Origin of the sequence: Sandaracinus amylolyticus (assembly GCF_021631985.1) — a bacterium.
Lineage (GTDB): Bacteria > Myxococcota_A > Polyangia > Polyangiales > Sandaracinaceae > Sandaracinus > Sandaracinus amylolyticus_A.
The window spans coordinates 6845887-6858559 of the sequence record NZ_CP070225.1 but is presented as its reverse complement, the minus strand read 5'-3'; the positions used below and the strand labels follow the sequence as shown (position 1 = coordinate 6858559).

Here is a 12673-nt window from a genome sequence, read left to right as displayed (position 1 = left end):
CCCTCAGCGCGAGAACGGCGCGGCCCGGCGCGCGCGCTCGTCGAGCGCGGTGCGCTCCTGGAGCACGCGCACGGCGGCGCGGCAGCGCGAGAGCGGATGCGCGGGGTCCGCGACCTGCCTGCCACCGGCAAGCGCGGTAGCCGAATCGGCTACCAGAGCTGCCGTTGACGGACGAATCGTCTGCGCTAGAAGCATCTCGCATGAGAGATCCGCTGGACGACATCGATCGCGCGATCCTCGACGCGCTGCAGCGCGACGCGCGGACCAGCCTCGCCGCGCTCGCCGACGCGGTGGGGCTCACCACGACGCCACTCCGGGCGCGGCTCGACCGGCTCGAGCAGAGCGGGGTGCTGCGCGGGTACCACGCCGACGTCGATCCGGCGCAGGTCGGGCGCGGGGTGATGGCGTTCGTGCACGTCACGCTGAAGGACCACGCGCTCGAGAGCCATCGCCGCTTCGTGAAGGCGACCACCGCGATGCCCGAGGTGCTCGAGGTGCACCACATCGCGGGGGACGAGGACTTCCTCCTCAAGGTCGTCGTCGAGAGCGTGCGTGCGTTCGAGTCGTTCCTGCTCGACCGGCTCACGCCGATCGCGGTGATCGGCCGGGTCAAGACGACGTTCGTGCTCTCGTCGGCGAAGCACCGCGGCCCGGTGCCGCTCCGGGAAGACGCGCCGGTGCGCGCGAAGCGGAGCCCGCGATGAGCGCCGCGGCCTTCGGCGCGCTCTGCGTCTCGTCGCTGTTCACCGTGATCGATCCGATCGGGGTCGCGCCGGTGTTCGCGTCGATGACGGCGCGCAGCGACGCCCGGGCGCGCCGCCGGGTAGCCCTTCGTGCGTGCCTCGCCGCGCTCGCGGTGCTCGCGGTGTTCGCGACGAGCGGCTCCGCGCTGCTGCGCCTCTTCGGCGTGACGATCGAGGCGTTCCGCATCGGCGGCGGCATCCTCTTCGTGATGCTCGGGCTCTCGATGCTGCGCGGCGGCGACCACGCGACCACGGGCGCGAGCACGCCCGAGGATCCCTCGATCGTGCCGCTCGGGATCCCGCTGATCGGTGGGCCAGGCGCGATGACGACCGTGATGGTGCTGGTCGGGCAGGCGGAGAGCGTCACCCACGTCGCCGCGCTCGCGGGCGCCCTCGTCGTGGTGCTCGCCCTCACCTGGGTCGTGCTCGCGGCGGCACCGGCGCTGCTCGCGCGCTTCGGGGCGACCGGCACCGCGCTCACGACGCGCATCATGGGCCTCGTGGTGCTCGTGATCGGCGTGCAGTTCGTGATCGACCGAGTCGTCCCGATCGCGCGCGCGATCGTCTCGCCGGCCTGAGGCCGCCGGCCTCGCGGTGCGTCGCAGCGCGCCGTGCGCGCGGCAAGGACGTCCCGTGGCGCGTCGCGACGACGGGGCACGATCGCGCCTGTTTTTCAGGGGAACGAGCGATCCGGCAACTCACGAATGCTGGTTGGACCCGGCCCTCTCGCGTCCATTGAGCGGGGCATGGCCACCAACACCCAGGACCTACCCACCGGGCCGCGGATCTACGACCGCCCCGAGCGCGCGCACGACAAGGGCGCGCTCACGTTCCTCCTCCTGCTCGCCGTGATCGTCGTCGCGGCGATCATCGCAGCGCTGCTGCTCTGAGGGCGCCATGCCGACGCAGCGAACGGACGTGCCGCGGCGCGAGGGCGACGTCGTCATCCCGGTGGTCGACGAGCGCGCGGAGATCGAGCGCCAGCTCGTCGACACCGCGGAGGTGCGCGTGCACAAGCGCGTGACCGAGCGCGTCGAGCACGTGGTCCCGGAGGCGTACCGCGAGGAGGTCGCGGTCGAGCGCGTCCCCGTCGATCGTTACGTCGACGCCGCGCCGGGCAACCGCATGGAGGGCGACGTGCTCGTCGTGCCGGTGCTCGAAGAGGTCGTGGTCGTGCAGAAGAAGCTGCTGCTCCGCGAGGAGCTGCACATCCGGAGGCGACGCGTGCCGATCGAGAGCGCGCCGCAGGACGTCGTGCTCCGTCGCGAGGACGTCGAGATCGAGCGCGTGCCGCTCGAGAGCGAGAGGAGGTGAAGGGCGCGCGGAAGGCGGACTGAGCGAACGGACACGCCAGGAGGACATCATGAGGAAGACGGTGGTCGGGCTCTTCGATGGTGCGAGCAGCTCGCGCATCGAGAAGGAGCTCGAGGACGCTGGGTTCTCGCGCAGCGACGTACAGCTGCGGAAGAGCATGCTCGGCGGGTCGGTGCACGATCTCCAGCGGATCGGGATCCCGCGCGCCGATGCGGAGTACTACAAGGACGCGATCTCGCGCGGCTGGGTCCTGGTGACGGTCGACACGACCGACGCCGACGCGGTGCGCGCGGCCGCGATCATGCGGCGCTACGAGCCGGGGGCGACGAGGGCGCCCGAGCCGGACACCACGCTCGACGAGGGACGCCTCGAGAGCATCCGGAGCCAGAGCGAGCGCGGCATCGGCGAGCGCAGGACGACCGAGAGGGTGATCCCGGTCGTCGAGGAGGAGCTCGAGGTCGGCAAGCGCGAGATCGAGCGCGGCGGTGCACGCGTGCACACGCGGTTCGTCGAGCAGCCGATCGAGCAGGACGTGCAGCTCCGCGAGGAGCACGTGAGGGTCGAGCGCGTGCCGGTCGATCGTCCCGCGAGCGCGGGCGACGTCGCGGCGGTGCGGCAGGCGGGCGACATCTCGATCCGCGAGCGCGTGGAGAAGGCGGTCGTCGGCAAGAGCGCGCACGTCGTGGAGGAGGTGCGCGTCGGCAAGGACGTCGACACGCGCACCGAGCGCATCCGCGACACCGTGAGGAAGACCGAGGTCGCGGTGGACGACTTCGATCGCCCGGCGCTCGGCGGATGGGATCGCGTCTCGCGCGATCATCGCGCGCACTTCGATCGCAACTACGGGACGATCGTGGACGCGCGCTGGGAGTCGTACGAGCCGGCCTATCGCCTCGGGCACGAGCTCGGCGGCGATCGGCGCTACGCGGGGCGCGACTGGACCCTGATCGAGCGCGACGCGCGCACCCGCTGGGAGGACCGTCATCCCGGCACCTGGGAGCGCGTGAAGGCGGCGGTGCGGCATGCGTTCGATCGCGCGCGTGGCGCGACGAGCGAGGTCCGGCACGTGTGAGCAGGACGAGCGACGAGGGCCGCGTGCACGTGTGTCCCTCGTCGCATGTCCGCTGCGTGGCGCGCGGTGTGCGAACGGATGTCGGGCATGCAGCCTCGTCGATCGATCGCCGCGCTCGTGCTGATGATGTCGTTGGTCGGTTGTTACGAGTCGCGAGACGCGCCTCCGGAGGCCTATCGACGCGACGGGAGCGTCTCCCAGCAGGACGGATCGGTCTCGCAGCTCGACGGGGGAGGGCAGGGGTTCGATGGTGCGATCGCGGGGCCCGATGCCTCGGCGGTGGATGCAGGACCGCTGGCGTGCGGACAGGAGATCGCGCCGTTCGTCGGTCCCGGCTGCGCGGCCACGACGCGCGCGTGCGCCCGGGCCTGCGAGGAGGGCGACGGAGGGTGCGTGGACGGGTGCATCGCGCGCGACAGCCAGTGCGTGGCGTGTGTCGACAACACGCTCGTGCGCTGCGCGAACTCCGCCGGATGCCAGCCGGGGTGGGAGGCGTTCGCGTGCTGCGCGCACGAGCAACCGGCGTGCGCGCGGCGCAGCGGGCTCGATCTCTTCGTCTGCCGCGACGCGTGCATCCCGGAGCTCGCGGCGTACGACGACTGCCTGAGCGACGCGTCGTCGGGGTGTTTCCGCGAGATCGTCGAGCGCTGCTCGCTCGTCGAGTGATAATCACGCGCATGGCCTCGGGCATGTTGCGGGACTCGCGCGAGCTGATCTCCGCGGGCGATTGGAAGCGCCACTGCAAGTGGGACGCAGAGGGCGGATATCATCGGCTCGAGACCGGAGACGTCGGCGACGTGCCGGTGCGGCTCTTCCTCGGCGAGGCGCTGCTGCGCGAGTGCGAGCAGGACGTCTATCGACAGATCGTGAACGCGACGCGGTTTCCCGGCGTGAAGTGCGTGGTGATCACACCCGACGTGCACGTCGGGTACGGCGTGCCCGTGGGCTGCGTGATCCTCACCGACCGCGACGAAGGCGCGGTCGCGATGGGGCCGGTCGGGTTCGACATCGGCTGCGGCATGGTGAGCGCGCGCAGCGAGGTCCCCGCGGAAGCGGCGACGCCCGATCGACAGCTCGAGTTCAACCGCGAGGTGATGGAGCGAGTCGCGCTCGGCGCGGGTGGAAAGTCGCACCGCTTCGGCGAGCTCAGCAAGCGCGAGCTCGAGGACGTCGTGCGGGGCGGTGCCGAGCACTACGTCGAGGCCCACGGTGCGCGCGTCGAGCGCCATCGCGCCGAGCGGCAGCGCATTCCGGTCGACGACGGGTGGAAGATCCCGTGGGGCGGGAAGGGCAACCCGGAGCGCGGCCTCGCGCAGCTGGGCACGCTCGGCGGCGGAAATCACTTCATCGAGCTGCAGAAGAGCGAGCAGACGAGCACGCTCTTCGTGCAGGTGCACACCGGCAGTCGGGGATTCGGGCACGGGCTCGCGACGAACTACTTCGAGATGGCGCGCGAGGAGCACCCCGAGCAGCGCGACATCGATCTCGGCTTCTTCACGCCCGACAGCGAGCACTACCGCGAATATCTCAATGCGGTCGCCGCCGGCGGGAATTACGCGATCGTCAATCGACTGGTGCTCTTCGAGGCGGTCGCCGAGGCGTTCCGCCGGGTGTTCCGGAAGGACCTCGAGCTCATCTACGAGATCAGCCACAACCTCGTGCAGGCCGAGACACACCCGGAATTCGGCAAGGTCTGGGTGCATCGCAAGGGCGCGACCCGCGCGTTCCCGGGGGGCCATCCCGCGCTGCGAGGGACGGAGTGGGAGGCGAGCGGTCACCCGGTGTTGATCCCGGGGAGCAATCGCGACTGGAGCTACATCCTCCGTCCGAAGCCGGGCGCGGTGAAGAGCGCCTACAGCGTCAATCACGGCGCGGGACGACGCCTGTCGCGCGGAGAGGCGACTCGCACGCTCGATCAGAAGAAGATCGACGAGCAATATCGACGCGACGGCATCCTGGTCAATCTCGACGGTCGCGTCCCGCTCGACGAGGCCGCGCCTTGTTACAAGTCGAGCGACGAAGTGGTGAGCGCGGTGGTGGCGGCAGGGCTCGCGGAGATCGAGCACCGTCTGTGGCCGGTGTGCTCGCTGAAGGGCACCGAGGAAGCGCTCCGCTCGCCGAAGGCGAGGGCGCGCAAGGCCGACGCGAAGGCGCGTGAGAAGGCGCGCGACCAGGGTCGCCGGATGCGCGGGAAGTGACACTCACGGCATCGTGAGGACGACGAGCGATCGCGGCGGGAGCATCAGCGCGATCCGCCCTCCGACCACGCGCGCGCTCGCGCCCTCCGGGCCGTGCACGAGGGTCAGCGTGGTGCCGTCGGGTGTCTCGCGATCTCGCTCGGCGATCCCGGGGTTGGTGCGATAGGGCACCTGTAGGTCGGTGATCGTCGTCGCGCCTCCGTTCACCGCGACGACGACTCGACTCTCTCCGCTGCTCCGGAAGAACGCCCACGCGTTCGCGCCGCCCGGCGCGGGCCGCCAGAGCTCCTGATAGCCACCGGCGTGCAGCGCCGGCGTCGATGCGCGCAGTCGCGCGAGCGCGCGCACTTCGTCGTGGATGCGCGCGGCGTCGGGCAGCGCGCCCTCGTGCGCTCCCTCGCGATCCTCGGCGCGCCACGTCCACGCCGGCATGTCGCGGCGATTGAGGGGATACGCGCCGCCCATCCCGAGCTCGTCGCCCATGTAGAGCTGCGGAATGCCCGGCACCGTGAAGAGCACACCGAGCGCGAGCCGCAGCCGCGCGCTCTTCTCGGCCTCGCTCGCGCCGCTCATCTCCTCGACGAAGCGCGGCACGTCGTGGTTGTCGATCATCGTCGCGCGCAGCCGGGCCCGCTCGGCGCCCCAGCGCGTGACCGTCTCCTGGGCGCGCCCCGCGAGCGCTCCGAGCGATCCGCCGTGCGCGACCGAGTCGATCAGCGCGCGTCGCATCGGGAAGTCGAAGAGCCCGTCGAACCCTGCGTCGAGATACCGATCGAAGAGCGCATATCCGCCCTCGTCGAAGAGCTCGCCGACCAGATAGAGCCCGGGGCGCTCCTCGCGCACCGCGGGCACCCATCGATCGCGGAAGTACGCGACCTCGACGTGCTTCACGGTGTCCATGCGGATGCCGTCGAACGCGAAGCGCGACACGAACGACGTGCTCATCGCATCGAGGTAGTCGGCGACGTCGTCGCGCTCGTGCGCGAAGTCGGGCAGCCCCGAGAGCGCGCAGTAGACGTCGGGATCGCCGAGCGTCTCGCAGCCCGCGCTCGGATGGAACCACTCGGGTCGCTGCCCCACCACGCGCGCGCCGTACCCCGCGTGGTTGACGACGAGATCGACGATCAGGCGCATCCCGCGCTCGTGCAGCGCGTCGATCAGCGCATGCAGCGCGGCCTCGCCCCCGAGGCGCGGCTCGATCGCGCCGTCGTCGGGCACACCGAGATCCGCCCAGTAGCCGTGATAGCCGCACTGATCGCCGCGTCGTCCGACCTGTCGCTGCACCGGCGTGATCCACACCGCGGTGACGCCGAGCTCCTCGAGGTAGTCGAGCCGATCGACGATGCCCTGCAGATCGCCGCCGTGGAACAGGATCGGCGCGCTCGCATCGGTGCACGTCGCGTCGCCGTCGTTGGTGCGATCGCCGTTCGAGAAACGATCGACCATCACGAAGTAGATCACCGCGCGCTCCCACCACGCGCGATCGAACGTGGTGAACGGATCGCCGCCGTCGACGCGCGGGCCCACGTCGCGCTCCGTCGCTCCGTCGATCGGTGCCGACGCATCGCGACGACGCGAGCCCGCGTCGATGCCGTCGCCTGGAAGCGCACCCGGCGCGCTCGTGCACGCCGTCAGCGCCAGCATCATCGCGATCCGCGTACGCACGAATCGCCATGATACGCGGGCCAATCACGACGTGCACCCGACCTGAGTCACTAGACGATGCGATACTCGCTCGCCCACGCGCTGGCGACCTTCGGCTCGTCGCCCTCGATCAGCCACGGGAGCTTGCGCGCATGCGCGCGCGGCACGCGTACCTGCTCGCGCGGCGCGAGCGTGCCGAAGACGACGTCCCAGAGCGGCGTGCTGACACCGTGGTTGCAGTCGGCGCGCTGGAAGTGGTGGTGCAGGTGATGACGTCGCGCCCACCGACCGTACGCGCCGATCGGCGCCGCGACGTGGATGCGCCGGTGGATCCACTCGTAGACGAGCCAGCCCACGACGATGCCGACCGGGATGCTCGAGCCGAGCTGCCATCCGAGCGCGAGCGCGCAGACGATCACGATCGGCGTGAGCACGAACGCGGCCATCACGAGCTTGCCGCCCACCGGATAGAAGAAGTCGACCTTCGCGTGGTGCTCGAGGTGCCCGCGCGCGGCGCGACGACCGAGCACGCGACGGTGGAACACCCATCGATGCAGCACGTACTCGAGCAGCGTCCACGCCACCACGCCCAGCGCGAGCCCGATTCCCCACGTCGCCATCGTCGCCTCCCCTGATTCGTTTCAGCTCAAACGATCTCCGCCGCACGCGCGAGCGCCTCGCGCGCCCGCGCCGGCTCGGCGCCCCATCCCACCAGCAGCGTCACGACGAGCCGCTCGGTCAGCGCGTCGACGTCGAGCCCGGGCACGCCCCAGCGCTCGAGCTTCTTCGCCTGCGCGAGGCCGGTCAGGCTCGTCCACAGCAGGATCGCCCGCTCGAGATCGTCGCCCGCTCCGAGCGCACCGGCCTCGCGCGCCGACGCGAGCTCACGCACGCCGCTGCCCGCGAGCGTCATCGCGACCTGCGCGTTCGCCTCGCCGAAGCCCTCGGGGAGCACGTTGCGCGGCTCGCCCATCATCCGCGAGAGCAAGCGCGCGTGGGTGGGCCGGCGCTCGGGCAGCGTCGCGTAGACGCGCGCGACCACGCACACCCGCGAGAGCGCGCCGACGCGGGACGCGCGCGGATGCGCCGCCTCGTACTCCGCGATCGCGCGCTCGAGATCGGCTGCGAGCCCCTCGAACACGCGGCGCTGCAGGGCCGCGACGATCGCGTCCTTCGACGCGAAGTAGCGATACGCCGCGCCGACCGTGAGCTCGAGCTCGGCCGCGAGGCGCTGCATCGTCAGCGCTTCGTGCCCCTCGCGCTCGAGGATCCCCTCGGCTGCATCGAGGATGCGCTCCGCCTTCGCCTCGCGTCGCCGGACTCTCGCGGTTTCGTGAACCACGTTCACTTTGTGAATGACGTTTACGGAATCGTCAAGCGCGCCCCGCTGGTACGCTGCGGCGCGCATGAACGACGTGCTCCCCGCGCGCACGAGCCCGAGCTCGGAGCGCGAGACGCTCGCCGCGCTCGATCTCGGATCGAACAGCTTCCACCTCGTGATCGCGCGCGTGGACGCCGAGGGCGTGCACGTGCTCGACGAGCGGCGCGAGATGGTGCGCCTCGCCGAGGGTCTCGAGGCGCACGGCACGCTGCGCCGTCCGGTGGAGCGTCGCGCGCTCGCGTGCCTCGAGCGCTTCGGCGCCTCGCTGCGCCCACTGCCGCGCGGCGCGGTGCGCGTCGTGGGCACCAACGCGCTGCGCAAGGCGCGCAATGCGCGCGACTTCGTGCGGCGCGCCGAGGCGCTGCTCGGTCATCCGATCGAGATCGTGAGCGGCGCGGAGGAAGCGCGCCTCACGTACCTCGGCGTCGCATCGGGCGACGCGCCGCGACCGGGCGAGCGTCGCTTGTTGATCGACATCGGCGGAGGCAGCACCGAGTGCATCCTCGGCGTCGGCACCGACGTGCGCTCTGCGCACAGCCTGTTCATGGGCTGCGTGAGCTTCACCGAGCGCTTCTTCCCGCACGGTCGCATCAAGCGGAAGCACTTCGAGAGCGCGCGCAACGCCGCGCTCGCCGAGCTCGCGACGTTTGCGGAAGGGTGGCGCGGCCGCTTCGATCAGGCGTGGGGCAGCTCGGGCACGATGCGCGCGATCGACGCGATCCTCACCACGAACAAGTGGGGCGGCGCGGGGATCACGCCGGAAGGGGTCGCGCTCTTCGCCGACGCGATCCTCGAGCACCGCGACGTGGGCGAGCTGCGGATCGAAGGCCTCGCGCCGGAGCGCGCGCCGGTGATCCCGGGTGGCCTCGCGATCGTGAGCGCGGCGCTCGAGGCGCTCTCGATCCCGCGGCTGCGCGCGGCGCGCAGCGCGATGCGCGAAGGGATCCTCTACGACCTGATCGGTCGTCACGCCGATCACGACGTGCGCGAGGCCTCGATCCGCTCGTTCGCCGAGCGACACGGCGTCGATCGCGATCAGGCCGAGCGCGTGCAGGCCACCGCGCTCGCGCTGCTGCGCGACGTGTCGGTGCCGTGGCGGCTCGACCTGCGCGACTACGGCGCGCCGCTGCGCTGGGCCGCGATGCTGCACGAGATCGGGCAGTCGCTGACCTACGCGGGCTACCACAAGCACGGCGCGTATCTGGTCCGCAACGCGACGCTCGCCGGGCTCGCGCGCGAGGACGCGATCCGCGTCTCCGCGCTGATCGGGCTGCACCGGCGGCGGCCGAAGCTGGAGTACGTCGCGGGGCTCGAGCGCGGGGAGCAGCGCGAGCTGCTGCGGGTCGCGGCGCTCTTGCGCCTCGGCGCGGCGCTGCATCGCAGCCGCGCCGCGATCCGTCCGCCGGTGCGCGCGTTCGCGAGCGGCAAGCAGCTCGAGCTGCGACTGCCGCGCGCGTGGGCCGACTCCCACGCCCTTGCGATGGGCGAGGTGCACGCCGAGCGCGAGCACCTGCGCAGGATGGGCGTGAAGCTGCGGCTCGTCGTCCGTTAGAGGACGCAACCCCGCGGAAACACGCGACGACCACGGGCTCTGGACGGCCCTCGTGGCGTGGTAAGTTGCGGCCGTGGTGCACGCGGCCAGAGACGACGACGAGTGGGATCCGCCCCGCGAATTCGACGGGTTCGTGGTGGTCGGACCGCTCGGACGCGGCGGGATGGGCGCCGTGCATCGCGGCCACGACGTCGCGCTCGATCGACCCGTCGCGCTGAAGTTCGTGCGCGCGGCCGAGCCCGATCCACGCGAGCGCGAGCGCTTCCTCCGCGAGGCCCGCGCGCTCGCTCGTCTCACGCATCCGAACGTCGTGCAGGTGTTCCGCGTCGGCGAGGTCGAGGGCAACCCGTACATCGCGTACGAGTTCGTCGAGGGCTCGACGCTGCACGCGATGCGCACGCCGGTGCGCTGGGATCTCGCGCTCGATCTCGGCATCGGCATGGCGCGCGGGCTCGCGTCGATCCACGCGCGCGGCCTGCTCCATCGCGACATCAAGCCGGCGAACGTCGTGGTGACGAGCACCGGCGTGCCGAAGCTGATCGACTTCGGGCTCGCGCTGCGCATCCACGAGAGCGAGGCGGTCGACACCAGCGGTCCGCTGCCGAGCGGCGCGACCGGCCTCACGTCGATCGGGCGCATCGTCGGCACGCCGCAGTACATGGCGCCCGAGCTCTTCGAGGGGCTGCCCGCGACGCTGCGCTCCGACGTGTACGCGCTCGGGCTCGTGCTGCGCGAGCTGCTCACGGGTGAGCGACTGCGCTGGGGGTTGCCGCTCGATCTGCTCGCAGCGCGCGCGGTCGAGGACGAGGTGCGCATGCCGCGCGTGCCCGACGCGCCCCAGGGGATGATCGACGCGGTGGTGCGCTGCCTGCGTCGTGATCCCGCGGAGCGATGGCCGGGCGCCGACGCGCTGCGCGACGCGCTCGAGCTGCTGCGTCGCTACTACCGCCCCTTCGCGCAGCCGACCGAGGGGCGCGGGGTCGAGGACGAGTACGGCCGTCTCACCGCGTCGTTCGCGCGGATCGCGTCGTCGGGCGATGCGATGATCTCGCGCTTCTACACGCTGCTCTTCGAGCGTGCGCCCGATGCGCGGCCGCTCTTCCCGCACGACCTCGAGGGACAGCGCCACAAGCTGCTGCACGCGATCGAGAACGTCGTCGCGCAGATCCGCGCGCCCGAGCGTCTCGTCCCGCTGCTCGAAGATCTCGGGCGCCGGCACGTCGCGTACGGCGCGCGGCGCGAGCACTTCGAGCAGGCCGAGACCGCGCTGATCGCGGCGCTGCGCGAGCACGATCCGCGATGGGACGCGCCGACCGAGATGGCGTGGCGCACCGCGGTCTCGCGCTTGTCCGAGGCGATGCTGCGCGGGATGGCGATCGCCGACACCGACTTCGCGGAGACGCTCCCGCCGATCCCGCCCGCGCCCTCGCCGGGCCCGACGCGACGCTCGACGCCGGTGCGCGCGGAGGTCACGCAGGATCTGCCGCGCACGAGCTTCGTCGATCGCGATGGAGTGGCGATCGCGTACCAGGCGATGGGCGAGGGGCCGATCGATCTGGTGCTCGTGCCCGGGCTGGTCTCGCACCTCGAGCGCGCGTGGCAGCATCCGTCGAGCGCAGCGTGGCAGCGCGGGCTCTCGTCGATCGCGCGGCTGGTGTCGATCGATCGTCGCGGGTGCGGGCTCTCGGAGCGCGCGCCCGAGTCGTACGAGCTCGACGCGCAGGTGGACGACGTGCTCGCGGTGCTCGACGCGGTGTCGAGCCGCCGCGCGGTGATCGTGGGCACCGGCGATGCGGCCGCGATCGCGCTGCGCGCGGCGGCGAAGGCGGGCGAACGAGTCGCGGGTGCGGTGATCGTCGGAGGCGCGCTGCGGCTCGGCGACGCGCTCTCGAGCGAGGTGATCGAGGAGCGCGTGCAGACGGTGCGTGCAGGGTGGGGCGGCGCGGTGCTCGCGGAGCTGCTCGCGCCTTCGCTCGCGGAAGACGCGTCGTTCCTCGCGTTCTGGGCGTCGCTCGTGCGATCGTCGTCGAGCCCCGGCGCGCTCGCCGCGCAGCTGCGGCGAGGCGCGGAGATCGATCTGACGGCGCTCGCCGGAACGCTCACCGCGCCGACGCTCGTGGTGCATCGACGCGGCGATCGCTTCGTACCCGAGGCGCAGGGGCACGCGCTGGCGGAATCGCTCCCGCGCGCCGAGCTCCTCGTGCTCGAAGGCGAGGATCACCTGCCGTTCGCAGGGAACCGCGACGCGCTGCTCGACGCGATCGACGCCTTCGTCGCGAAGGTCACGCGGTAGTCACTCGGCGGCCTGCGCGCGGCTCGCGCCGGCGAGCATGAGATCGCGGATCGCGCCGTACGCGGCGGCCCACGCGGCCTCGAGCTGCGGCGTCCACGCATCGCCTGCGACCTCGGCGAGCGTGCGCAGCAGCGAGTCGCCGACCCAGCCGTACATCTCCTCGGTCACGCCGTAGTCGACGTGCTTGGCGCCCATCGCGCCGAGCGTCTCGACGAGCCAGGGCGCGTCCTCGAGGTGATCGACGACCGCGGCGAGCGCGCGCGCGAGCATCTCTTCCTGCTGGTTGCGCCCGTTGCGCGAGAAGAGCGGGCGCGCCTGCGGATAGCGCTCGAAGAGGATCTCGTAGAAGCGCGCGGTGAGCGCGGGCTCGCGCTCGAGGACGAGCTCGAAGGACGAGCGGAGCAGCGGGACGTCGAGTGACACGGGCAGCCTCCTGGTGAGCGCGAGCGGCGGGAGTGCACGGCGTGATCCACGCG

The 12673-nt window shown here is 71.8% G+C and carries 13 protein-coding genes; 9 read left to right on the top strand and 4 right to left on the bottom strand.

Annotation, left to right across the window (positions count from 1 at the left end; all coding sequences use genetic code 11):
* Window positions 1–200: 200 nt before the first annotated feature.
* From I5071_RS29075 to I5071_RS29045, 7 genes are all read left to right on the top strand, one after another.
* The gene (locus I5071_RS29075; protein WP_236516457.1) at window positions 201–704 is read left to right on the top strand and encodes an Lrp/AsnC family transcriptional regulator; all 504 of its coding nucleotides are present in this window, start codon (window positions 201–203) and stop codon (window positions 702–704) included.
* Window positions 701–1321, top strand: coding sequence for a MarC family protein (locus I5071_RS29070; protein WP_236516455.1), 621 nt, complete (start codon window positions 701–703; stop codon window positions 1319–1321). Before I5071_RS29075 ends, I5071_RS29070 begins: the two co-directional genes overlap by 4 nt.
* Before the next feature lie 168 nt (window positions 1322–1489).
* A complete protein-coding gene (locus I5071_RS29065) occupies window positions 1490–1633 on the top strand; it encodes a hypothetical protein (protein ID WP_236516453.1) in 144 nt (47 codons plus the stop codon).
* Window positions 1634–1640: 7 nt separating this feature from the next.
* Entirely contained in the window at window positions 1641–2057 is a 417-nt protein-coding gene (locus I5071_RS29060; RefSeq protein WP_236516452.1) for a DUF2382 domain-containing protein, read from the top strand.
* Between the two features lie 49 nt (window positions 2058–2106).
* Window positions 2107–3129, top strand: coding sequence for a YsnF/AvaK domain-containing protein (locus I5071_RS29055; protein WP_236516450.1), 1023 nt, complete (start codon window positions 2107–2109; stop codon window positions 3127–3129).
* Between the two features lie 87 nt (window positions 3130–3216).
* Window positions 3217–3795 (top strand): hypothetical protein, encoded by a 579-nt coding sequence (locus tag I5071_RS29050; RefSeq protein ID WP_236516448.1) that lies wholly within the window; start codon window positions 3217–3219, stop codon window positions 3793–3795.
* An 11-nt stretch (window positions 3796–3806) separates the two neighbouring features.
* On the top strand, window positions 3807–5327 hold the full coding sequence (locus I5071_RS29045) for an RtcB family protein (protein WP_236516447.1): 1521 nt from the start codon (window positions 3807–3809) through the stop codon (window positions 5325–5327).
* A 3-nt stretch (window positions 5328–5330) separates the two neighbouring features.
* On the opposite strand, the gene I5071_RS29040 is transcribed toward I5071_RS29045, so the two are convergent.
* The 3 genes from I5071_RS29040 to I5071_RS29030 are packed head-to-tail and all read right to left on the bottom strand — an operon-like array spanning window position 5331 to window position 8379.
* Window positions 5331–6992 carry an alpha-amylase family glycosyl hydrolase gene (locus I5071_RS29040; protein ID WP_236516438.1) on the bottom strand — a complete coding sequence of 554 codons (1662 nt, stop codon included), beginning with the start codon at window positions 6990–6992 and terminating at the stop codon, window positions 5331–5333.
* 50 nt (window positions 6993–7042) lie between these two features.
* Complete coding sequence (locus tag I5071_RS29035; protein WP_236516437.1) at window positions 7043–7591, bottom strand: sterol desaturase family protein; 549 nt, start codon at window positions 7589–7591, stop codon at window positions 7043–7045.
* A gap of 26 nt (window positions 7592–7617) precedes the next feature.
* Entirely contained in the window at window positions 7618–8379 is a 762-nt protein-coding gene (locus I5071_RS29030; RefSeq protein WP_236516435.1) for a TetR/AcrR family transcriptional regulator, read from the bottom strand.
* Here I5071_RS29030 and I5071_RS29025 point away from each other — a divergent pair.
* Window positions 8378–9904 (top strand): Ppx/GppA phosphatase family protein, encoded by a 1527-nt coding sequence (locus tag I5071_RS29025; RefSeq protein ID WP_236516433.1) that lies wholly within the window; start codon window positions 8378–8380, stop codon window positions 9902–9904. The genes I5071_RS29030 and I5071_RS29025 overlap by 2 nt on opposite strands.
* Before the next feature lie 76 nt (window positions 9905–9980).
* Entirely contained in the window at window positions 9981–12197 is a 2217-nt protein-coding gene (locus I5071_RS29020; RefSeq protein WP_236516431.1) for an alpha/beta fold hydrolase, read from the top strand.
* Here the strand turns inward: I5071_RS29020 and I5071_RS29015 are convergent, their stop codons facing one another.
* A complete protein-coding gene (locus I5071_RS29015) occupies window positions 12198–12620 on the bottom strand; it encodes a globin domain-containing protein (protein ID WP_236516429.1) in 423 nt (140 codons plus the stop codon).
* Window positions 12621–12673 lie beyond the last annotated feature (53 nt).